Origin of the sequence: Prosthecobacter sp. (assembly GCF_046154365.1) — a bacterium.
GTDB lineage: Bacteria > Verrucomicrobiota > Verrucomicrobiia > Verrucomicrobiales > Verrucomicrobiaceae > Prosthecobacter.
In genome coordinates this window covers 29,387-52,010 of the sequence record NZ_JBJXFV010000189.1, presented here as the reverse complement: position 1 = coordinate 52,010, position 22,624 = coordinate 29,387, and the positions used below count along the sequence as shown (strand labels likewise).

Below are 22,624 nucleotides of genomic sequence, written 5' to 3'. Positions count from 1 at the left end.
TGGATACTGGATGGATGGATTCGTGGGAACGTCTGGTTCTGAACGGGATCAGCGAATCTCTGCGTTCGCTCCCTCTGTGTCCCTCTGGGTCCTCCGTGGTAGAAAATGGAGTTCACCACAGAGATCACCGAGAAGCACAGAGACGGGGAGATTGCTGCAAGTGACTCTTTTTTTGGTGAAATGGAAGTAACTTGAGCCAAACTGGCACACATTCACCTTTCTCTGGCCGCCATTGCCTTTTCTCTGACGGTCATTCGCGTTTGTCTGGCTCCCATTCGCCGTTCGTGGAGGCTGGTTCGCAGTTCTCTGGCGGGGATTGGGACTGCGATGGCGGCCATTCGCGTTTCGATGACAACGATTCCCACGTCTCTGACGGGGATTCGCGGTCCGATGACTGCTATTGGTGGAACGCTGACGCCTGTTCACCATCCGGGGCGATTCGCGCTGCCCGCACGGGACGGCGATCCCGCCATCCGTAGTCGCTTGAGACTGCGATGAGGGACGAATCTGATGCTGGCGGTAGGCGGCCGACATATAATTACCGGTGTAAATACCCGATATGGGTGCCGTCTGTCACGAAAAAAGGGGCTCAACCATGAAGTTCAATGTGAAAGCATCGGCCTGAAGGGCCGCAGGATTCCAGCCCAGGGCGAAAAAGCCCTGGGATAACATGGGGCCAACAAGATCAAAGGTCATGGCGCTCTGCAAGAGCGCAGGAGAGCTGCCGCCGCCGTTCCTGCGCTCTTTCAGAGCGCGACCTGAGGTCCATGAGATCCATTGCTCGCCGACCCAGGGCGGCAGTCGCCAAGGCTCCTTGGCCCTGGGCTGGGTTTCTTCGCGCCGTTGGCGCGGTCTGGCGCGTTGGCTTGAGCTATTGCGATCTCTGCCTGATGTTTTCAGGTGAGTTCAGTGTCTGGCGCTTCATCCGTTGCTGTCTCCGCGTCTGGAGCGGCGGCTTTGGCTTTGCGTTTGCGCGGAGCGGCCTTGGTTGCGGCCTTCTTGGTGACTTCGGGAGTTTCTGCGACTGGCAGTGGCTCATCTCCTGGGAGAATGAAGATGCTGCAGTTGCCGCAGATTTGCACCGCCATGTCCTCTCTGAGCATGTCAGCGAGCTGGCCACTGGGCAGGGAGATGAAACATCCGCCGCAGACTTTATTGCGCATCTTCGCCGCACCCTTCTTACCTTTGGAAATGCGGAGATCGTAATGATGCAGAATGGCGGCGGGCAGGCGCTCGCGAACATGATTGCATTCAACGGTGAGTTTTTTGAACTCGGACGTGCCTGACGTCAGGCGGCGTTTGCTGGCGTCCAGCTCCGTGAGCTGGCCGAGGTCTTCGATTTGGGTGGCGATGGGTGTCATGTTCTTGGGTGGTTGGTTGATTTGGGAGATTCAGTCGTCTTTGAGGCTCGGGCGCGTCTTCACCCACAGCTTCAACATGCCTTCACAGGCCGTTTTCACGCCGGTGTAGCGTTCGGGAACTTCGGCACGGCTCCCGAAGCAGGTGATCACGCGCGTGGCCATCGGCTCCCGCTCAAGCTGCTGCTGCACGTGCAGCGTGTAGTCGTCGTAATGCCGTGGTGCCACGACGAGAAGCTGCGCGGCCATCTGGCACACCGCCACCGGACTCCAGTGGCATGGGGACAGCCTGGAAATGTCCTCCGGATAAATCTGGTCGAACTCTTGATCCTTGAAAGCGTGCAGGAATTCGTTGTCGGACTGAATGCGCGGGTTCTGGGTGGGTTGGCAGGTATGGACTGGCATGGTGTCTGCCAGCAGCGCATATCGACGGCCAAGCGGCCTGGGTGACGAGATAGACCATGGAGATCAAAGCCCCCAGCGCTAGACCTCATTTCGGAATAAACCGGGCGTCACGGCTGCCACCACGCATCCAGCTTCGCGCTCAATTCCTTCACTTTCTCCGCGCTGTCAGCCGCCAGATTCTTTTCCTCGGTCGGATCGGCCTTCAGGTCGTAGAGTTCGACGACATCGTCCGGTTGGTTGGCTTTATGCGGCACGATGAGCTTGGTCGTGCCCTCAACCATCCAGCGCCATTTGAGGCTGGAAGCGGGGACGTTCAAATCGACGAAGTTGTGAGTGAAGCATTCGCCATAGATGGCCTTGCGAGCGTTCACAGCGGCATCATCGAGCAGATTGATGCCCGGCATGGCCTTGGTCGGCTCCAGACCGGCGGCTTTGAGCAGTGTTGGCGCGAGATCGATCGATTGGGCGAGTTCGTCAGACATCTTCGGCTGCACCTTGCCGGGCCAGCGAATCATGATGGGGGAGCGCAGGCCGCCGTCGTATTGGCTTTGCTTCGACTTCGCCGCGTACTTGCCGGTCTGGGGATTCGTGATCCAACCGTTGTCGCTGACATAGACGAAGATGGTGTTTTCCTTCATCCCATTGTCATCAATGTGCTTCACCAGAGCGCCGCAGGTCTCGTCAAACCAGTCCACCATGGCCCAATACTTCGCCACATGCTCGCTGGGGGCCTTGTCCTTGTATTTGTCGAGCAAACGCTGCGGCGGCGTGTGGGGATCATGCGGCATCATTGGCGCATACCAGACGAAGAATGGCTTCTGCTGCTGCTTCGCCTCGCCGATGAAATCATAGATCGGCTGCATCGTCTTGCGGCCGATGTCGAGGCCTTTGTCGCCGTGGCGGCCGCCTTCGGTCATGCCGTGGGTGAAGCCGCCGCGTGAGTAGTGCTTCTGCCACCACTTGCCGGTTTGCAGGCTCAGGTAGCCTTTCTGCACCAGCATCTTTGGCAGCGTGCCGGCGTCTTCGAGGTGCTGGCTCATCACCTCGCGTCCTGCCTCAAACTCCGGCCCCTTGGCCTGACCCTTCTTCTTTCCGGCTCCGAGTACGAGGGGCGGATCGTTGCTCGTCACCTTGTGCTGATGCGGATACAGCCCCGTGATCATCGTCGCCAGACTCGGGCAGCACAGACTGCTGGTCACATAACCCCGGCGGAACGTCAGGCTCTCGCTCGCCAGCTTGTCCAGATTCGGTGTCTGGATGTCTTTGTTTCCCATGAAGCCATAATCGCTCCACAAATGGTCATCCGAGATGATCATGACAATGTTCGGCGGCGCATCCGCGGCGGAAACGAGGCACGGCAGGGCCAGCAGGGAGAGGAAAAGTCGGCGGATCATGAGGCGCAGAACAACGACAGCGCGAGAAAGCATCTTGCCAGCGAATCGGAAGCGCGTTGAATCACACCCTATGGATGCCAACACCCCTCCACCCCTGCCAGCCAAAGGCTCCTTGTGGTTTGCCTGGATTCTCGCCACGGCGGTCATTCCTGGCCTCACCCTGGCCGTACTGCCGTTGCTGCCTGAGAATAACAGCCTGCCACAGACGATCATGGCTCTGGGAGGCATCAGTGCTTTAGTCCTGCACATCGTCTCCAGCATCAAACTTGGCAAAGGCCGCTCCGCCGGTCTCGTCGTTGGCCTGATCTTCGGCGGCTGGGCGCTCATGCTGGTTTCCTTTTTTGCCGGCTGCCTCGTACTCATCACCAACGAATGATGAGCGCCACCCTCCTCAAGCGCACCACTTCACGCTGCCCGCAATGTCACACGCCATGCCCTGCCACGGTGGAGCAGGTGGATGGCAAGGTCTTCATGAAGCGGCGCTGCATCGCGCATGGCGAGTTCAGCGCCTGCATCGCTAGTGATGCGCGGTTTTATTGGCTGGCGCAGGGCAAGGAGGAGAATCGCTGCTACTCGGGTGGCGCATGCTGCACGGCGGAAGGCAAGACCGCAGGCACGCTGGGCCGCAATGCGGAAGGGCGTGGCACGAATCCCATCGAGACGCTCTCCACCTGCCTCGCGCTGATCGAAATCGTCAACTCCTGCAATCTCTCCTGCCCGACCTGCTACGCGGATTCGCCCATCGGCATCGGTTCGAAGGTGGATGCAGTGCCGATGGCAGAAATACAGGCTCGTGTGGACGGCGTGATCGCCCGCAAGGGCAAGATCGAGATATTGCAGCTTTCCGGCGGCGAACCGACGCTGCATCCGCAACTGGCCGACATTTGCCGTTGGGCGAAGCAACACGAGCAGATCGACTTCCTGCTGATCAACACCAACGGTGTCCGCTTCGCCAAAGAACCCGCGCTGTGCCAAGAACTCGGTGAAATCTTCCGCAACGGCGGCTTGCAGGTCTATTTGCAGTTCGATGGCTTGCAAGTGGCCGGACACACAGCACTGCGCGGCGCCGATCTGCGCGAGGTGAAGCAAAAGGCGCTCGCCAACCTCGCCGCAGCAAACATACCCGTCACGCTGGCGATGACGGTGACGCATGACAACCTGCCGCATCTCTGGCAGACGATTCGTTTCGGTCTCGATGATGCCAACATCCACGGTGTGACCTTCCAGCCGGAGTTTTTGAGTGGGCGCAATGAAGCGACCAACGCCAAGCAGCGACTCAACACCGCTGACATCCTCCTGGCCGCTGTCGAACAATCAAAGGAGCAGCTCCGCTTTGAAGACTTCACGCCCCTGCCCTGCGGTGACCCCAACTGCGCCACCATCGGCTATCTCATTCGTCGTGATGATCAGGTCTGGCACGTCAGCGACTTCCTCGACTTCACCAAGCTGCAAGGCTTCCTCCAAGACAAGATCCACTACACGCTCGCCGACCTCGCTAAATGCGGCTGCGAGAACGAACCGCTCGGCGAACTGCTCAAGACGATGGAGCAGACCCGCAGCATGGCCTTCCGCCTGATGGTGAAGCCGTTCATGGATGCGTGGACGTGGGACGAGGACCGCATCGACCGCTGCTGCACGCATGTCATTCGACCCGATGGCAAGCTGGACTCCTTCTGCCGCTACTACTCCGGCTTTCCCGACACAAAAGCAGCTTTGTGAACTCAGCGCCTCAGCATCAGCTCATTCCCGGCAACGCCGCGTATGCAGCGCTGATGGCAGCGGGCATTCTCATCGGTGCGGTGTTTTGGTATCGACGCTCCAAAGGCCAAAGCGACCTGCTGCTCATCTATCTCGGTGCCCTCATCGGCGGTTTCGCGGGAGCGAAGATCGCCTACCTGCTCGCGGAAGGCTGGCTTGAATGGCATCAACCTGACCGCTGGCTGCGCTGGGCCACAGGCAAGTCCGTGCTCGGTGGTTTGCTCGGCGCTTATGCGGGCGTGGAAGGCACCAAGCACCTCGTCGGCCACAAAGCTTCCACCGGCGATGCTTTCGCGGTGATCGTGCCCATCGGCATCCTGCTTGGCCGCTTCGGCTGCTACTTGAACGGCTGCTGCCTCGGTAAACCGACCGCGGGTGTGTTTGCCGCTCGCGACATCAATGGCATCATGCGCTGGCCTGCTCCTGCCGTCGAAGGTGCCTTCCAGATCGTCATGCTCATCACGATTCTGCTGCTGCAACGACGCGGCCTGCTGCGCGACCGGCTATTCTTCCTCTACCTCACCGCCTACGGCCTGCTGCGCTTCTTCCACGAGTTCATGCGTGACACGCCAAAGGTTTTCCTCGGGCTCAGCGGCTATCAGTTCATCGCGCTGGCCATGGCCGCACTCGGCTTCATCATGCTGCATCGCCGCAGCAAATCCATGCTTGCACCTGCGATGTGAGAAGGCAGCCTGAAGCCATGAATGAAAACCTCCGGCGTTTGTTGCCGGTGCTCCTCACCTCCATCCTTCCGCTGGCTTCGTGCAAGCTGCACGTCGGCTCCCTTGCCTCAAACGCCCTTCATCGGGTGGTGAGTCCATTGTCTTCCGATCCCCTGGACCACCTGCTGGACCCCAGTTTCAAGCAATGGGCCGCCCGACCCGGTCCCTTGCTGGAAGTGCAGGCCAGCAAGAGCATTGCGAGCAGCCTGTTCATTCGCGACGACGAACTGGCCAAAGCCCGGAAAGCACCACGCCCCAGCTCTGGCATCCGCGGCAGGGCCGGAGATCTGGTAGGATTTGTCACGACGCTGCTGGCCATTGCCAGCGGCTCCACCAAAGAAGACAAACTGGGCTCCATCGATGACAAACGCCGCCAACTGGCAATCAACGAATTTCCCTTTGTGCTGCTGCAAGGCGAAGAACTGCTCTACCTCAAACAGGACGACCAACCCTGGCCTCAGATCGCCCGAGCCGCCAATCGCAGCAAGGTGACGGTCATCACGCCTGACGGCACCTTCTTCGGCATCGCCCAGCGCATTCACTTCCGCAGCGGCTCCTCAGAAGTGATCCTGGAAGGCGATCCGACGGTGCAATCCGGCCAACAGCACATCAAAGGCACCAAAACCGACACGATCATGAAACTCGACTTCGCGAAACGACGCGTGACCGTCAACGGGCCGGTGATTGAGAAGAAGCTGTTCCGCTGAGGCATCACGTATGTGTGCTGATGTAATCCAGATCATCCAAGAAAAGCTGGCGCGAATGTCAGCATGTCCCCTCCCCCAGCCTCTCCCCGAAGTTTGTCGGTGAGCAGTTCATGCTCATGGCGGGGAGAGGAGAAACGCGCTCTGGCTCCGACATACTGACAATACGGCTCAACGACGATCTCCCTCTCCCCGCCCTCAAAACATCTTTGTGCCAGGATCGACTTCGGGGAGAGGGCTGGGGTGAGGGGCCGCCATGTCGGATGGTGATACGTTCGTGTCTTGAATCCGAAATCCACGCTTGCACGCGTCAGGCCAGAACGGCAGTCTGGCGTCATGAAACGGGAAAAACTCCGGCGCTTGCTGTTTGTGAGCGCAGCCTGCCTGCTCTCCTTCCCCTGGCTCACGCCGTGTGTCGGCATCTGGTCCGCCGCAGGGGTGAACGGTGCGCATGACAGCATCACCAAACGCGATGAACCGCTGGCACGCCTGCCCACGAAACAGCTCAAGCAATGGGCCGCCAAACCGGGGCCAAAGCTCACGGTCATGCAGCGGCAGACCATCCCGCGAAACTCCCTCATCACCGAGGCCGAACTGTCTGCGGCCAACGGCGGCAGGAATGCGCCGCGTCCCGGCACTCTCGTCGGCAAAGGCGCGTCCGCCGTCGTTGATGGCCTGACTTACACTCTGACATGGGTTGATCCGTTCACCTGGGTCTCACAGAATTCCATGGGTATGGAGCCAACGAAGCCGCGCAGGCAGTTGGTTCTGTGCGAATCGCCGTTTGTGCTGCTCGAAGGCAACAGCATCCGCTTCACGCGATCTGGCAAAAACGGCCCGGTCCTGCTTGCCCGTGCCACCGGTGCCACGGTGACGGTCATCACGCCTGACGGCACCTTCACCGCCCGGGCTCAAGACATCCATTTTCGCGGCCCCTCTCAAGAAGTGCTGCTGGAGCAGCCCTACAGCGTTCATTCCGGCCGTCAGTTCCTGAGATTCCCCAAAGACGGCTCCCTCGTGAAACTGAATTTCGTGAAACGCAGTGTTTCATGCAGCGGCACCGTCTTCGACTGATCATTTCAGGGCACCCCCGAAAACTCACACACAGATCAATGCAGAAGATATTTTCCCGCAGATTCAGAAAACCCACAGATGGAATGCTTCGGGTCCGAATCTGCGGGTTTTCTGAATCTGCGGGAATAATTCAGTTTCCGGGAGTGCCCTTCAAGCTTTCGCGGTAATTCGCCCACTTCTCGCGCAGTTCCTTGAGAATACCGGCGTGTTGGGCATCAACGATGAGGTTCTTTTCCTCCAGCGGGTCGGCTTCGAGATCGTAGAGTTCCTCGACGAGCGGATTCGGCTCCATCCAGCGAATGTATTTCCAGCGCTGCGTGCGCACGGCCTCGCTGGGCGGAATGCGGGCGGCGACGCTGTGGTGCTCGTAGAAAAACTCGGTGCGCCAGTCTTTTGGCGTCGAACCTTCCAGCACAGGCTTCAAACTGCGGCCCTGCATGGCGGCGGGAGCTGGAATGCCGGCCAGATCGAGCATGGTGGGCGCGAGATCGACGTTCAGCGCCATCGCCTCGACTTTGATGCCGCGACGTTCTTGTGGCAGACGCGGATCGCGGATGATCAGCGGCACGCGCATGTCTTCTTCATAAGCATACCATTTGTCCGCCATGCCACGATCGGCCAGCGCGTAGCCGTTGTCGGCGGTGAAGATGATGATCGTGTTCTCCAGCAGCTTCTGCTGCTCCAGTGTCGCCAAAAGACGGCCAATCTCGCGATCCACACCGGTGATGAGGCGGTAGTAGTCATGCAGGATGTCCTGCGCCTTCTGCGGCTCATCGAAGCGCCACTCCCAGCGGCGGCGGCCTTCGCTCTTTTGCACGAATTCGGGCAGACGCTTGAACGCTTCGTCAGTCGCCAGCTTGGGCAGTGGAATCTCGATGCCATCGTAGAGGCCTTCGTCACGCGGATCCGGCTCATACTCGCGCTTTTCATGATCGCGGGCATGCACGGCGTTGAAACTGATGCTCAGCGAGAACGGTTTGTCCTGCGGCGCCGTCGTCAGAAAGCTCAGTGCGTCATTGCCCATCTTCGCGGTCTTGTGCGTGCGCGTGGGATCGTTCGGTTCGATGAAAAATCTGCCCGCTTGGCCCGGTTCGCCGCGCCAGAAGTCAAAGCTTGCTCCCCGCTCCGTCGTGAGCTTCGCATTGCCCACACCATACTTGCCGATGAAGCCGGTGTGATAACCCGCCGCACGCAATTGCCCCGGATAGGTACTCTGCCACGCCTCGTCCGTGATGCCCGTGGCAAAATCACCGATGCCATGCCGCCGCATCCATTGCCCGGTGAGGTACGTCGCCCGGCTCACCGCGCAGATCGAGGTGGTGACGAACATGTTCTTGAACAGCACGCCCTCCTTTGCCAGCCGGTCAATGTTCGGCGTCTGCACGATCTTGTCGCCCATGCAGCCCAGCGCGTTGTAGCGCAGGTCATCGACGAGGAGGAAGACGAAATTGGGTTTGGCAGGCGCGGCGCTGGCAGATGAAAGCAGCAGCAGACAGACGATGAGAGAGCGGAGCATCATGGGAGTGTGTGAACGTGCGGCAGGTGCGGCTTTTTGCGCTGGATCGCGGCTTGCCAGCGATGGACGGAGAGTTACGCTAGGCGCATGCCCACCGTGCTCGACCTCATCAACGAACCCAGCCTGCGCGAGTCCATGCTTCACTCCCTCCAGCAGCGCTGGCATGATCCTGCGCCGCATGATGACCCGGGTGAGGACCGGCTCATGTTTTCCGGCTTCTCGTGGGATGGCTATCTCGCGCTGGATGATGCGCTCGGCCATGACCGCTCCAGTCCGCGCCTCTATTTCCTCGACGGCATGGTTGAAATTATGAGCACCTCATCGAAACACGAAGAACTCAAGAAATGGCTGGCCGATTTGATGGCGCAATACTTCATCGCCAAGCGCATCCACGCTTACCCACGCGGCCAGGCCACCATCAAGAAACTCAAGGAGGCGGGTGCCGAGCCAGATGAGTCCTGGACCTTTGATGAGCGCAAAGACGTGCCCGATCTGGTGCTCGAGATCAATCTCACCAGCGGCGGCCTGCCCAAGCTGGAAATCTACCAGCGATTTGCCGTGCCGGAAGTCTGGTTCTGGCGCAAAGGCCAGCTCGAAGTCTGGACGCTTGATCGTGGCAACTACACCGGCCCGCATGAAGCCAGTCGGCTGCTGCCAGACGTCCCGCTCCGCCATCTCGCCGAATGTGCCGTCATTGAAGACTGGATGGATGCCATCCTGAAGTTCCGCCAGAGCATCGAAGGCTGATATACCTCGCGTCATCAAGATTTGGGAGTCCCGGGCCTTTGGAGTGATGGAGTGATGGAGTGATGGAGTGATGGAGTGATGGAGTGATGGAGTTCTGCATTCCAGCACTCCACGACTCCAGTACTCCGCAGTCAAGATTCACCAATCATGGTGACGTTGGGTATAGCGCGCCAGCTCTGGCCAAAGCGCTCACGCATGTCCCTGAATGGCCCCCTCTTGCCATTGGCAGTTTTCCATTCTCCATTCCTCCATCTCATGTCACCGCAAGCCCCCGCCAGTCCATAACGTTAATTCCACACCATGGACCCTCTCCTCGAATACCGTCTCGCTCAGACCCGCCGTCAGTTCTTCGGCCAGACCGGCCTGCGCGCGGGCAGCATTGCGCTCGCCAGCATGATGGGATCGCGCTTTGCGAATGCCGCCCCGACTGCCGTGCATCAACCACTGCCGGGACTGCCACATTTTGCACCCAAGGCGAAGCGCGTCATCTACCTGCACATGAACGGTGCTCCTTCACAGCTCGACCTGTGGGACTACAAGCCGCAGTTGCAGCAGTACTTTGACAAAGACCTGCCCGACAGCGTGCGCAACGGCCAGCGCATCACCGGCATGACCAGCGGCCAGGCGCGCTTCCCGGTGGCACCGTCCATCTTCAAATTTCAGCAGCACGGCCAGTGCGGACGCTTTGTGAGCGAGCTGCTGCCGCACACCGCCAAGATCGTCGATGAGATCGCCGTCATCAAAAGCGTCAACACCAGCGCCATCAATCACGATCCGGCCTGCACCTTCGTCATGACCGGCAGCGAGGTGCCCGGCAAGCCCAGCATCGGCTCCTGGCTCGCGTATGGCCTCGGCAGCGTAAGCAACGATCTGCCCGCCTTCGTCGTCTTCACGCCCAGCTTCCCCGCCACCGGGAATGCCCAGGCGCTGTTCACCCGCATGTGGAGCAGCGGCTTCCTGCCCACCAAGTACAGCGGCGTCGCGCTGCGCGGCCAAGGCGATCCCGTGCTCTACGTGAAGAATCCGCCCGGTGTGGATGCCACCGACCGCCGCACCATGCTCGATGGCCTCAACAAGCTGAACCAACTCAATTACGCACGTGCAGGCGATCCCGAAATCCAAACACGCATCGCCCAGTACGAAATGGCCTTCCGCATGCAGACCAGTGTGCCGGAGCTGACCGACCTCAGCAAAGAGAGCAAGGCCACTCTGGAGATGTATGGCGAAGACGTGCATCGCAGCGGCAGCTTCACCCACAGCGCCATCATGGCCCGACGGCTCATCGAGCGCGGCACCCGCGTGGTGCAGATCCTGCATCGCGGCTGGGACCAGCACGGCGGCCTGCCCAAGAACCTCGCCGCGCAGGTCAAGGACACCGATCAGGCCTGCGCCGCGCTCGTGATGGATTTGAAGCAACGCGGCCTGTTGCAGGACACGCTCGTCGTCTGGGGCGGCGAATTCGGGCGCACGGTCTATTCGCAAGGCACGCTGACGAAGGACAACTACGGCCGCGATCATCATCCGCGCAATTTCACCATGTGGATGGCCGGTGGCGGCGTCAAAGGCGGCGTGGAGCACGGCGAGACCGACGACTTCAGTTACAACATCGTCAAAGACCCCGTCCACATCAACGACCTCAACGCCACGATCCTCCACCTCATGGGCATCGACCACCGCAAGTTCAGCTTCAAGTTCCAGGGGCTCGATCAGCGGCTCACCGGCGTCGAAGAGCACCATCCGGTGAAGGCGGTGCTAGCGTAAAGTAGCCATCCTCGCCAGAGGATGGAAGTGCGCTTCCGCAAACACCCGCCACCCACACTCTGGCGAGCGTGGCTACAGGCATGGCTACCGTACGATCTCCACCGTCACCGAACGGTGATCCGACCCCATCTCAGGCCCAATCACCCGCTTCTGCACGCTCAGGCCACCTTTGACCAGCACATGGTCGATGGGAATCATCATCGGCAGCTTCAAGCCCCATGTCGGCGGCCACACCGGATCGACGGAGCGGAATTGCAGGCCGCTCTGCTCACACAGCAGTCGCATACCATCACACCAAGGCGTGGCATTGAAATCTCCTGCCACAATGACTTCACCATGGATGCCAGCGACGATGGCACCGATCTGGGAAAGCTCTTCCCGCCACTCGTGTGCGCTCAATCCGCCCATCGGCGGGATGGCATGTGCGCCGATGAAGGTCAGCGGAACGCCGAGGTGATCGAGATTGAGTACGATGCTGGGCAGCCGCCAGATCGTGAACCGGCGCACCTCGCTGCTTTTCAGTGGCAGCCGCGTGTAGCAAGCGAGACCAAAATTGCCGTCGTTCATCTCCTCGACCCGATGAGGATACTTCACCCGCAGTGGCTCTAGGCTCATGCGCCATGTCTCATCCACCTCCAGCAAGCAAACGATGTCCGCATCCGCTTTCAACACATGCTCGATGGCAGCGACATGATTCTCGTTGTCCGTCATGACATTGAAAGTCATCACCCGCAGGGGCCTCGGTGTCGCACTTCTCGCCACTTCAGCGGTTTGATGTGTGCCATAAACGATCTGCGCATTCCATAGCAACGAAACCACCGCCACCAGCACTAGCAAAGTCCGACGACAACACAGCGCATACAGCAGCACCACGGCACACACGACGATGTATTGCAGCCGAAAGTGCGACAGCAGATCAAACACCCAGCCATAGCGGCCCAGACTGCCCAACCAGGTGCCCGTGAGCGACAGGAATGCGATGACCTCGCAGAATCCGCCCAGCGAGATCGTTGATTTGAGGAAAGATGTTTTTTCGGCAGGTGGCGCGTCGTCACTCATCGGCAATGGCGCGATCATGAACGCGAACTCCACATCGCGCACCTTCTTCTTGCACCGCCCTGCCCTCCTGCCTAAATGCCGCATGGGAAAACTCCAAGACAAGATCGCAGTCGTCACCGGAGCCGGACGCGGCATCGGCAAAGCCATCGCCGAAGCCTTCGCCGCCGAGGGCGCGAAAGTCGCCGTCGTCAGCCGCACGCAGGCCAACGCCCAAAGCGCTGCGGATGCCATCAACGCCGCCCATCCCGGTGCCGCCAAGGCCTACGCACTCGATGTGGCCGATGGCCCCGCCTGCGCCGAGGTCGGAAAGCAAATCCTCGCCGACTTCGATCATGTGGACATCCTCGTAAACAACGCCGGTGTCACCAAGGACGGCCTGCTCCTGCGCATGAGCGAGGAAGACTGGGACATCGTGCTCGATACCAACCTCAAAGGAGCCTTCAACATGGTCAAAGCCGTGCAACGCAGCATGCTCAAGCAAAAAGGCGCACGCATCATCAACATCAGCTCCGTCATCGGCCTCATCGGCAACGCCGGCCAGGCCAACTACGCCGCCAGCAAGGCCGGCCTCATCGGCTTCACCAAATCGCTCGCCCGTGAGTTCGCCGGTCGCGGTGTCACCGCCAACTGCATCTGCCCCGGCTTCATCGCCACCGACATGACGCACGTGCTCAACGATCAAGTGAAGGAAGAGATCTTGAAGAAGATCCCGCTCGGCGACCTCGGTGCCGCCGAAGACATCGCCGCCGCCGCCCTCTACCTTGCCAGCCCTGCTGCACGCTACGTGACGGGTCAGGTGCTCGCCGTCGATGGCGGCATGGTGATGTGAGCAAGAAAGTAGCCATCATCGCTCCGCGTGATGAGCATGGCGCACCGCCAGCACTCAGCGGTCCGCATCACTCGAACGCTTTTCACCTGCACAGCGCCCTCCGCACGTCACGCGGAGCGATGACGGCCACTTTGCTGACGCAGCATCGCCCCCCCCCTTGAAACAGCAGGACGGTTGTGCTAAACACCGCCCATGAAAATGACCTTCGCCATTCCAGACGACTTGAGCCGCCGCTTCCGCCAGGCAGTGCCAGTCGGCGAGCGCTCGGCGGTGGTCAGCGACTTCCTGCGCAAGAAGCTGGGGCCGTCTGAGCAGTCTCTGGCTGCCGTCTGCCGCCGCGTCAACAAGCTGGCAGCGTTGGAGCAGGAGATGACCGAGTGGGAGCGCTTTGACGATCAATAACCATGGACCGTGGTGAGATTTGGCTCGTCAACTTTGACCCGACCATCGGCTCGGAGATCAAGAAGACCCGTCCGGCAATCATCATCTCAACTCAGCCGTTCATCCGCCTCCGACGCACCGTCATAGTCGTGCCACTCTCCAGCGCGCATGCGGTCACATAATTCCCGCTGCTCATCGCCATCAGCAGCAGTGGGCGTCCATCGGTAGCCGTGGTGGACCAGATCAAAGCCGCCGCCAAAGAGCGTTTCATTCCCAAGCTGGGCGTGGCCAGTGCCGACGAGATGGAGCAAATCAGTGATGCGCTCGCCACAGTGATGAAAATTGAATGAGCAAGAAAGTAGCCATCATCGCTCCGCGTGATGAGCATGGCGCACCGCCAGCACTCAGCGGTCCGCATCACTCGAATGCTTTTCACCTGCACAGCGCCCTCCGCACGTCACGCGGAGCGATGACGGCCACTTTGCTGGCGGCGTCCCGGCTTCAGCCGGACTCCGAACGCTATTCCAGAAACAGCATGCCCAGAATGCTCACGGCATTGAAGATGGCATGCAAAATCATCGGCACCAACAGGCACCCGGTGATCTCATAGGCGAGGCAGAACAGCAACGCGAGCATCCACAGCGGCAGCAAGCTCCCAACGTGGTTGTGAATGATCGCAAACATGAGCGATGAAGCCAGCGCTGCGAACGGCGCATCGGTGTAACGTTTCAGCACGCCATACACAAAGCCACGGAACAAGACTTCCTCCGCCAGTGGGGCGATCACCACAGCGGCGATGATCACGAGAATCTTGAAGCCGACTCCGCTGGATTCGCGAAACGCCGTCACGGTCTCCTGGGGTTCGAGATCCGGCCAGATGTCCTTCAGCCATTTCACCGTAGCGGCGGAGACAAGGTTCACCGTGATCAACGTGATCACCGTGAACATCAACACGGCCAGCGCCAGCGAACGCCAGTGCAGGTGCTGCAGGCCGAACAGCTCCGCCGGATTCAGACCACGCAGCCGGTGCAGATAGAGCAGCAGACCCGCACACACGATGAGATTGAACGCCATGCTCACTACCAGACCGCTTTCTTTTGCCGTACCACCGTCTCCGCTGCTCTGCGCTGCCATCGTCACGATGTAGAACAAACCCAGTCCCGCCAGCAGCAGCAAATCCGGCGCGGCATACGGGCGCGACAGCACCTGCCCCTCGTGATTCCACGACACCTCGGGCCGCCAATGCCTCATCATGCGATAGCCGACCAGCGCCAACATTGTGGCGATGCTGACAAACACCGAGAGGTCACGCAAAACCCCGACTGTGGCCACATCCAGCATATTCAACGGGCGTAGCTCGGCGGCAGAAAGTAAGGCACGCCCGGCTGCAGTTTCGGCAGCAGACCGCTGCTGAGATCAAACTGCACCTTCGCCGGTTGCTGTGCCGCTTTGGCCGAAGCCATGCCCAGCGCATCAAACAAGCTCACTTCATGGCGATACTTCACCACACCAGCATCCGCAGCCTTGCCAAGCACACGCGCCAGCGCATACGCATCCTCCACGTAGCCGATTTGATCGACCAGTTTCGCATCCAGTGCCTCACGCCCCGTCACCACGCGGCCATCCGCCACGGTTTTGAGCTGATCCTTCGGCACGCCACGCGACTCAGACACGATGCCGAGGAAGCGGTCATACATCTGCGTCACCAGGTTCTGCACATACGCCTTTTCATCATCACGCATCGGTCGTGCGCCGCTCAGCGAGTCCTTGAAGGCCCCGCTAGTGAAGGTGGTCATGCTCAGGCCCACTTTGCCAAACAACTCGCTGTAATTCATCGTCTCGATGATCACGCCGATGCTCGCCGTCAGCGTCGTCTCACTCGCCACGATCTTCGTCGCCCCGCAAGCGACGTAGTAGCCGCCTGAGGCCGCCATCGAATCCATGTAAACCACCACCGGCTTCTCCTTCGCCGCTTTCTTCACCGCGTTATAAATGATGTCCGAGGCCGTCACCTCGCCGCCGGGGGAGTTGATGCGCAAAACGATGGCCTTCACCTTCTTGTCCGCCACCGCCTGCTCCAGCGCCCGTTTGATCGAATCCACGCTCGGCATCGCCTCGGCAAACAAACCGCCCATTTCCATGGAAGAAATGATCCCTTCGAGGTCGATGTGAACGATTTTATCCTGCGTCGGCTTCTTTGCCGTTTCGACGACTGTCTCGCGCAAGTGCCGCTTTGGATGCGCGGTCGCAATCCCGGCATCCATACCCACATCCAAATCCAGCTTGCCTAGAAACTGGCCAAAATTCAGGCCAACGCTCACCAGCAAAGCCAGCAGCAGCAGCGCAATCAAACATCCATATTTTTTGTTCATGATGGCCCGAAACTACGCGCCACCACGTCCCTTGCCAAGCCTTCAGGCCAAAATTTCCTGCACCACGCTGCCATGAATATCAGTGAGTCTGAAGTCTCGGCCCGCATGCCGGAAGGTCAGCTTGTCGTGATCGAGACCGAGCAGATGCAGAATCGTCGCATGCCAGTCGTGGATCGAAACCTTGCCGTCCACCGCCTCGTAGCCGTAGTCATCGCTACTGCCATGGCTCATGCCCGCCTTCACGCCACCACCCGCCATCCACATGGTAAACGCCTTCACATTATGATCGCGGCCATCCTGGCCTTCCGCATGCGGCGTGCGGCCAAACTCACCGCCCCAGATGACCAGCGTGTCGTTCAACAGGCCGCGTGACTTCAAATCCGTGATCAACGCCCGCAGCGGCTTGTCCACCGCCGCACAGTTCGCGGGCAATGCCGTGCCGAGATTGAAGTGATGATCCCAGTCACCGTGATTGATCTCCACGAAACGCACTCCGGCCTCCACCATGCGCCGTGCCAGCAGGCACTTGCGGCCAAAGTCATCCGTCACCGCGTCGCCGATGCCATAGAGCTGCTTCGTTGCCTCGGTCTCCTTGGTCAAATCCATCACCACCGGCATCTCGCCCTGCATCTTGTAGGCCAGTTCGAAGGACTCGATCAACCCCTCCACCTGCGGATCATGCTGCTCGCGGCCAAGTTTCGCCTGGTTCAACGCCTGCACGAGATCCAGCTCCGCCCGCTGCGCCACCGCGCCAAGCTTCGGCTTCAAGTTCGCCACCTCCGCATTCGCGATGGGCCGTTTCTCCGCACCGATGCGCGTGCCTTGATGCTGCGCCGGCAGAAACGCGCTGCCATAATTCTGCGCACCGCCAAAGCCGCTCGGCGGCGTGATCGTGATGAAGCCCGGCAGATTCTCATTCATCGAACCGAGGCCGTAATGCGTCCATGCCCCCAGAGAAGGCCGCACAAACTGCGAACTGCCCGTGTGCAGCTTCATATACGCCTGCGGATGTGCCGGCAGCTCCGTCTGCATGCCATGCAGGAAGCAGAGATCATCCGCACAATGCGCCAGTTCGGGAAACAGCTCCGACATCCACTGCCCGCTGCGCCCATGCTGCGCAAACTTCCAGCGCGAGCCAAGCAACTGCGTCCCCGCCCGCGTTCCCGGCTTCCCCGTGTCCGCGATCAGCTTCGGCTTGTAATCAAACGTGTCCACATGCGATGGCGCACCGCGCATGCAGAGAAAAATCACCCGCTTCGGCGATTTCGGTGCCGTATTGGCCGCCAGCGCGGACAAACCGAGCCAACCAAAGCCAAGCGAAGTGTGTTGCAGGAAGTGCCGACGGTTCATGGTGGTTCAGTTGATGAATAGAAAGTCAGCGCTGGCGAACAACGCGCGGCAAATGCTCGTCCACGAGGCAAGGTCGTTGTGATCAAGCTTCTTCGCCGCTTGCAACTCATCCGCCAGCGGCTCTCGGCCATACGCCAGCCTGCACGCGAGGTTGAAGCGCTCCTCGAAGCCGTTCTCAGCCATCACCCGTTTCGCCATGATCGCTGCCTGAGTGCTCACGAAGTCGCTGTTCATCAAGTAGAGCGCTTGCGGCGGCACGATGGTGGTTTCTCGGGCACCGAGGACGACGCTCGGATCAGTGAAATCAAACACGGCCAGTGTTTCCGGCTGCACATTGCGCGCCACCGGCAGATACAGGCTGCGAAAGCGGCCATTCGCCTGTGAGATCATCTCCTCGTTCAAAATTTGAAAGCGTTCGCCGCCAATCGGCCCGTCACCGGCCTTGGCAACGATGGAACCGGCCTGCGGCGTCAGATCGAGTGCTCCACTCGCCGCCAACATCGCATCGCGGATCGTTTCGGCATCGAGACGCCGTGTGTTCATACGCCAGAGCAGCGTGTTGTCGGGATCGGCGGTGTTGTTGGCCTCATCGTATCGTGTGTCGAGCTGATACACGCGGCTCGTCACGATACGCTTGATCAATTTTTTCAAACTCCAGCCGTCGGCGATGAACTGCTGCGCCAAATAGTCGAGCAGTTCAGGATGCGAAGGCAGTGCGCCGCTCGCACCGAAGTTGTCCACGCTTTCCACCAGCCCACGGCCAAACAACCAGTGCCACACGCGGTTCACAGTCACGCGTGCTGTCAGCGTGTTCTGCGGTGAGGCGATCCAGTTCGCCAGTTCAAGACGTCCGCTCGTGCCTTGCGCGATCTCCAGCTTCGCCCCATGCGCGATGAACTCCGGCAGACCACGCGGCACCGCATCGCTCTCCTTGTCGATGCTGCCGCGCACGAACAACGGACTGTCCGCAATCGCTTCAAAGCCGCTGCCGCGTCGTCCACGACTGTTTGGGCCACCGGTGCTCGAATTCATGCGCCCGCGACGTGCAGCCGGTGCTATCGCTGGCTTGTCGAGCACACCCATGACACGCGGCTTGAGGCTGCCGTCGGGATTGAAGGCGATGATGTCCATCTCCACCTGCTTTGCTCGCGTGATGGTGCGCACGATGTCGAATCCGGTCATCTGCGCTCCGCCAGTTTGCGATGCTCCTGGAGCACGCGATGCCAGCGCTGCATCGCGTCGTGCCACCAGACCATCGTATTCCACCTTCTTCCGTGCCCACAAGGCCGGGTCCATGCGGCGGTCCAGCGTCTTCAATCCAGCGGAAACCGGCACCTCGATCAAACTCGCTGCATTGCGCCCCTGCACGCCGCCGGGTGTGCCGAAGCGGGTGTCCGTGCTCAAGAAGATGCCCGCCAGCGCGGTGTAGTCGCGCTGCGAGATCGGATCAAACTTGTGATCATGACAACGGGCGCATGCAATCGTCATGCCCATGAATGCCTGCGACACCGCATCGATCTGTTCATCGGCCAAATCGACGGCGAACTGCCTTGGATCAGTCCCATTGAGTGCTTTCGGCCCCACCGCGAGAAATCCCGTCGCGATCAATAGTTTCGCCCGATCCGCATCACCGCGATCTGGCAGCAGATCACCGGCAATCTGTTCGCGGATGAATTGATCGAAGGGTTTGTCGGCTTGGAACGCCTCGATGACGTAATCACGGTAACGCCAGGCCTCGGGCATCGTCATGTTCACATCGCGGCCCGTCGTCTCCGCAAACCGTGCCACATCCAGCCAATGCCGCGCCCAGCGTTCGGCGAACTGGCGGGTGGCGAGTAGCGAGTCAACGGAAGAGTCAGTGCTCAGTGCCGAGTGCTTAGTGCTCAGATTCTGAATCTGCGAACTGAGCACTGAGAACTGAGCACTTTGCTCCGCAGGCGGTGGCAGTCCCGTGAGATCGAGATAAAGCCTGCGTGTCAGTGTGGCGGCATTCGCATCAGCGACAGGCTTGAGCTTTTTCTCCTCCAGCTTCGCCAAAATGAAGCGGTCGATGTCGGTCTTGGCCCAGCCTGCGTCTTTCGGCTGCGGCACCGCCGGTTTGGTCAGCGGTTGATACGCCCACCACGATTTCGCTGACACGGGATCATAAGCTTTGACCACACTCGCAGCTCCTTCACGTGGATCAGGCGCGCCCAGCTTCACCCACTGCTCGAAGTCGGCGATCACGCTGTCTGGCAGCTTGCCGCCTTTGTTTTGCGGCGGCATGCCGGTGTCGGCGTCATGCCAGCGCAGCGCGGTGATGAGCAGGCTCTTATTCACGTCGCCTGGAACGATGGCTGGGCCGTTCTCGCCGCCTTTGAGCGTTCCAGCACGCGTGTCGAGCAACAGTTCACCTTTGAGCTTCTCCGCCTGCGCTGAATGGCAGGAGTAGCATTTCTCTGCCAGCACGGGCCGAATCTTCGCTTCAAAGAACGCACTGTGCTCAGGCGTGATCGCACCTGCGCTGGTGGCTGCGAGTAGGAAAATAAGTCTCATGGTGTGATTCCTTGAACCAAACTCATCTGTGAAGTTTTGCCATGGGCCACAGATAAATGAGGATTAATGTACGTCGGTTGTGCTGCTCGTTTGGCGGCATCGTCACTCGCCCCTCACCCCAACCCTTTCGCTTCGCGGCTTCGCAGCCCCGAAGATCGTCATTCTGCTATCGAATCAGGGGCGGGGAGAGGGAGATACGGGTTTGAGCGCCTCGGAAGCGAATAGGCACGCCAAACGATTCTCCTCTCCCCGTCGAGTGCGTGAGCAGCTGCTCGGCCACCTTCGGGGAGAGGTTGGGTGAGGGGTGAACCTCCACTCACACCAGCGTCTTCAAATACTCGCGCAGCGCTGGGGCGATGTCATCGCGCTGGAGGCCGAAGTGGATGTTCGCTTTGATGAAATCGAGCTTGTTGCCGATGTCGTGCCGTGCGCCGTCGTAACGCAGGCCGTGCAGCGTTTCTTCGCGCATCAGGCTGGCCATCGCATCCGTGAGCTGAAGCTCGCCGCCTTTGCCCGGGGGTGTCTTTTTGAGGTGATCGAAGATGCGCGGTGAGAGCACATAGCGGGCGCTGACGGCGAGATTCGACGGTGCGTCTTCAGGTTTCGGCTTTTCGACAAAGGTGGTGGCACGAATGAGGCCGGGGGCGATCTCATCGCCGCCGAGGATGCCGTAGCGGCTGACTTTTTCGCGCGGCACTTGCTGCAAAGCGACGGCGGAGCCGCCGTGCTGCTCGACGACATCGGCAAGCTGACGTGTGACAGGCTTGTCAGTGTTGCTGGTGACGACGGTGTCGCCGAGCAGCACGGCGAAGGGTTCATCGCCGACGTGATCCTGCGCGTAGAGGATCGCATCGCCGAGACCGCCCATCTTCGGCTGCCAGATGAAATGAATGCGCGCCATCGTCTGCATGCGGCGCAGTTCGGCGAGATCGGCTTCACGCCCTTTGGCGGCGAGTTCGGCTTCGAGATCAAACGCGGGATGGAAGTGCTCCTCAATCGAGCGCTTGGAGCGCGAGATGATGATGAGAATGTCCTCGATGCCGGAAGCGACGGCTTCTTCGACGACATATTGAATCACTGGCTTGTCCACCAGTGGCAGCATCTCCTTCGGCACGGCCTTGGCGATGGGCAGGAAGCGGGTGCCGTAGCCAGCGGCGGGGATGACGGCTTTGCGGACTCGGTTGAACATGATCAGTCTTTTTTGAACAACCCTTTGAGGCCTTTGAAAGTGTTGATCAGCCCCTTGGCCTTGTCCTCAATGTCGCCACCGAGAAGGCTTTCCAGTTTGATCTGGAGGTCCGGCTTGACCTCGGGATGCGACAGCGAACCAGTGACGGTGAGATCAAAGGACAAGCGACCACGGTTGTCTGAGAGACCTTCCACGATGAGCTTCGACACGGTCTGTCCAAGTCCGCGACTGGAGATGCCGTTGACGACGCTTTGCTTCAGCGCCTCGCCGCAAGAAAGACGGGTGAGCAGTCCCTGCTGGTCCTTGGCAAAATCCATCCAGGAATCACGCTTGATGGTGTACTCGTAGTCCGGCAGCGCGAACTGCGTGTCGCTGCGGAAGCGGATGGCTTGATCGCGGTAATGCACGGCGGCGGCGACATCCTGCGCGAGCGTGCCGCCGATGCGGATGGTGCTGATGTCGATGCCGTACTTCATGAGCTTGTCGAGATTGCTCCCTGCCGCCTCGCCGATCGTCACATTGCCGCCGATGGCGGAGCCGCGGTCGATCACGAGGTTCAAATCGGCCGCAGGCGACCACGCCATCGTGGCGGGATCGACGGGATTTACATCGCCCTCGCCATGCAGGGTCATGTTGGCAAACTGCACCTGTCGCATTTGTCCGCCGACCTTGGCCATGCCATCCACCACGATCTTGGCGGCCAGACGAACGTGCAGGCGGTTGTGCGCCATGAGATCAGCAGGGTCGATGTCGATCTCCGTGAGAGCGAGGCTGAAGTCGCTGATGTCGGCGTCAAACTTCGACTCCGCGTCCTGATTCGTGATGCGGAAGTGCGCCTGCTCGATGCTGATCTCCTGGAGGGCGAGGCGTTCGGCCCTGGCGTGCTTGGGCTCCTCCGGCACATCCAGCAGCGGCGCAGCGACAGAAGGCGGCGGCGCACCGGGCACATTAGGATCAACCGCCACGGGCGGCGCGGTTTGAAGCGGAATCGCACGCGGCACTTCTTCCTGCTGCATCTGCGCAAGCTTTTCCGCTGGTGGCTGAAACAACGCCTGCAGGGAGCTGCCCTGTGGGCCGATGGACTCGTTCACATCGAGGCCGATGAGGCGCAGCACGCGTGGAAAAAAGTGTCGGTGCCACAGGCCCTCGGGCACCAGTTCGACATAAGCCATCTCGATTTGCACCGGGGCATGCTTGAGCGGTGGGCGTGCGGCGATGGGAGTGCCGGCATACTGGTCACGCGGACCGATTTTGATGCCTGAAAGTCGCAGACTCGGCGGCCAGGCGAACAGTGAGAGCGTGACGTCGTCGAGCTGCACACGCGCATTGATGTTTTTCTCCGTTTCGAGGACGAGGCGCTCTTTGTTCACATAGCGGCGCAACCACCAAGCGCCGCCCAGCGGAGCGGCCACGGCGAGCAATAGGGCAAGGCCGATCAGGGAAAGCAGGATGCGGGAGATCTTCATGGGT

Annotated in this window: 20 protein-coding genes and 1 pseudogene; 10 read left to right on the top strand and 11 right to left on the bottom strand. The window is 60.2% G+C overall.

Going from position 1 to position 22,624, the window contains the following annotated elements; translation table 11 throughout:
• Positions 1–896 precede the first annotated feature (896 nt).
• From ACKVY0_RS24810 to ACKVY0_RS24800, 3 genes are all read right to left on the bottom strand, one after another.
• Entirely contained in the window at positions 897–1,361 is a 465-nt protein-coding gene (locus tag ACKVY0_RS24810) for a hypothetical protein (RefSeq protein ID WP_409217551.1), read from the bottom strand.
• A gap of 30 nt (positions 1,362–1,391) precedes the next feature.
• Positions 1,392–1,763: a hypothetical protein gene (locus ACKVY0_RS24805; protein ID WP_409217550.1), complete on the bottom strand. Its 372-nt coding sequence runs from the start codon at positions 1,761–1,763 to the stop codon at positions 1,392–1,394.
• Positions 1,764–1,870: 107 nt separating this feature from the next.
• Entirely contained in the window at positions 1,871–3,157 is a 1,287-nt protein-coding gene (locus ACKVY0_RS24800) for a sulfatase (RefSeq protein WP_409217549.1), read from the bottom strand.
• A 70-nt stretch (positions 3,158–3,227) separates the two neighbouring features.
• On the opposite strand from ACKVY0_RS24800, the gene ACKVY0_RS24795 reads away from it, so the two are divergent.
• The 5 genes from ACKVY0_RS24795 to ACKVY0_RS24775 all read left to right on the top strand — a co-directional run bounded on the left by ACKVY0_RS24795 (position 3,228) and on the right by ACKVY0_RS24775 (position 7,415).
• On the top strand, positions 3,228–3,533 hold the full coding sequence (locus ACKVY0_RS24795; RefSeq protein WP_409217548.1) for a hypothetical protein: 306 nt from the start codon (positions 3,228–3,230) through the stop codon (positions 3,531–3,533).
• Positions 3,533–4,876 carry a radical SAM protein gene (locus ACKVY0_RS24790; RefSeq protein WP_409217547.1) on the top strand — a complete coding sequence of 448 codons (1,344 nt, stop codon included), beginning with the start codon at positions 3,533–3,535 and terminating at the stop codon, positions 4,874–4,876. Before ACKVY0_RS24795 ends, ACKVY0_RS24790 begins: the two co-directional genes overlap by 1 nt.
• Complete coding sequence (locus tag ACKVY0_RS24785; RefSeq protein WP_409217546.1) at positions 4,873–5,598, top strand: prolipoprotein diacylglyceryl transferase; 726 nt, start codon at positions 4,873–4,875, stop codon at positions 5,596–5,598. Before ACKVY0_RS24790 ends, ACKVY0_RS24785 begins: the two co-directional genes overlap by 4 nt.
• Before the next feature lie 17 nt (positions 5,599–5,615).
• Positions 5,616–6,344: a hypothetical protein gene (locus tag ACKVY0_RS24780; RefSeq protein WP_409217545.1), complete on the top strand. Its 729-nt coding sequence runs from the start codon at positions 5,616–5,618 to the stop codon at positions 6,342–6,344.
• Between the two features lie 333 nt (positions 6,345–6,677).
• Positions 6,678–7,415 (top strand): hypothetical protein, encoded by a 738-nt coding sequence (locus ACKVY0_RS24775; RefSeq protein ID WP_409217544.1) that lies wholly within the window; start codon positions 6,678–6,680, stop codon positions 7,413–7,415.
• A 130-nt stretch (positions 7,416–7,545) separates the two neighbouring features.
• On the opposite strand, the gene ACKVY0_RS24770 is transcribed toward ACKVY0_RS24775, so the two are convergent.
• A complete protein-coding gene (locus tag ACKVY0_RS24770; protein WP_409217543.1) occupies positions 7,546–8,934 on the bottom strand; it encodes a sulfatase in 1,389 nt (462 codons plus the stop codon).
• 84 nt (positions 8,935–9,018) lie between these two features.
• Between ACKVY0_RS24770 and ACKVY0_RS24765 the strand changes: the two genes are divergently transcribed.
• Positions 9,019–9,678, top strand: a complete 660-nt coding sequence (locus ACKVY0_RS24765; RefSeq protein WP_409217542.1) for a Uma2 family endonuclease — start codon at positions 9,019–9,021, stop codon at positions 9,676–9,678.
• A gap of 300 nt (positions 9,679–9,978) precedes the next feature.
• The gene (locus ACKVY0_RS24760) at positions 9,979–11,439 is read left to right on the top strand and encodes a DUF1501 domain-containing protein (protein WP_409217541.1); all 1,461 of its coding nucleotides are present in this window, start codon (positions 9,979–9,981) and stop codon (positions 11,437–11,439) included.
• An 84-nt stretch (positions 11,440–11,523) separates the two neighbouring features.
• Here ACKVY0_RS24760 and ACKVY0_RS24755 read toward each other — a convergent pair whose 3' ends face one another.
• A complete protein-coding gene (locus tag ACKVY0_RS24755) occupies positions 11,524–12,498 on the bottom strand; it encodes an endonuclease/exonuclease/phosphatase family protein (protein WP_409217540.1) in 975 nt (324 codons plus the stop codon).
• An 82-nt stretch (positions 12,499–12,580) separates the two neighbouring features.
• On the opposite strand from ACKVY0_RS24755, the gene fabG reads away from it, so the two are divergent.
• The 3 genes and pseudogenes from fabG (at position 12,581) to ACKVY0_RS24740 (ending at position 14,058) form a co-directional block, all read left to right on the top strand.
• A complete protein-coding gene (gene fabG / locus ACKVY0_RS24750; RefSeq protein WP_409217589.1) occupies positions 12,581–13,327 on the top strand; it encodes a 3-oxoacyl-[acyl-carrier-protein] reductase in 747 nt (248 codons plus the stop codon).
• Positions 13,328–13,519: 192 nt separating this feature from the next.
• Positions 13,520–13,729: a hypothetical protein gene (locus ACKVY0_RS24745; RefSeq protein WP_409217539.1), complete on the top strand. Its 210-nt coding sequence runs from the start codon at positions 13,520–13,522 to the stop codon at positions 13,727–13,729.
• 2 nt (positions 13,730–13,731) lie between these two features.
• A pseudogene (locus ACKVY0_RS24740) lies at positions 13,732–14,058 on the top strand (type II toxin-antitoxin system PemK/MazF family toxin).
• Positions 14,059–14,227: 169 nt separating this feature from the next.
• On the opposite strand, the gene ACKVY0_RS24735 reads toward ACKVY0_RS24740, so the two are convergent.
• The 6 genes from ACKVY0_RS24735 to ACKVY0_RS24710 form a co-directional block, all read right to left on the bottom strand.
• A complete protein-coding gene (locus tag ACKVY0_RS24735; protein WP_409217538.1) occupies positions 14,228–15,040 on the bottom strand; it encodes a lysostaphin resistance A-like protein in 813 nt (270 codons plus the stop codon).
• An 11-nt stretch (positions 15,041–15,051) separates the two neighbouring features.
• Positions 15,052–16,080 (bottom strand): signal peptide peptidase SppA, encoded by a 1,029-nt coding sequence (gene sppA / locus ACKVY0_RS24730; RefSeq protein WP_409217537.1) that lies wholly within the window; start codon positions 16,078–16,080, stop codon positions 15,052–15,054.
• Positions 16,081–16,122: 42 nt separating this feature from the next.
• Entirely contained in the window at positions 16,123–17,430 is a 1,308-nt protein-coding gene (locus ACKVY0_RS24725) for a DUF1501 domain-containing protein (RefSeq protein ID WP_409217536.1), read from the bottom strand.
• A gap of 6 nt (positions 17,431–17,436) precedes the next feature.
• Positions 17,437–19,965, bottom strand: a complete 2,529-nt coding sequence (locus tag ACKVY0_RS24720) for a PSD1 and planctomycete cytochrome C domain-containing protein (protein ID WP_409217535.1) — start codon at positions 19,963–19,965, stop codon at positions 17,437–17,439.
• Positions 19,966–20,281: 316 nt separating this feature from the next.
• Positions 20,282–21,154: a UTP--glucose-1-phosphate uridylyltransferase GalU gene (galU, locus tag ACKVY0_RS24715; protein WP_409217534.1), complete on the bottom strand. Its 873-nt coding sequence runs from the start codon at positions 21,152–21,154 to the stop codon at positions 20,282–20,284.
• A gap of 2 nt (positions 21,155–21,156) precedes the next feature.
• Complete coding sequence (locus tag ACKVY0_RS24710; protein ID WP_409217533.1) at positions 21,157–22,620, bottom strand: hypothetical protein; 1,464 nt, start codon at positions 22,618–22,620, stop codon at positions 21,157–21,159.
• Positions 22,621–22,624 lie beyond the last annotated feature (4 nt).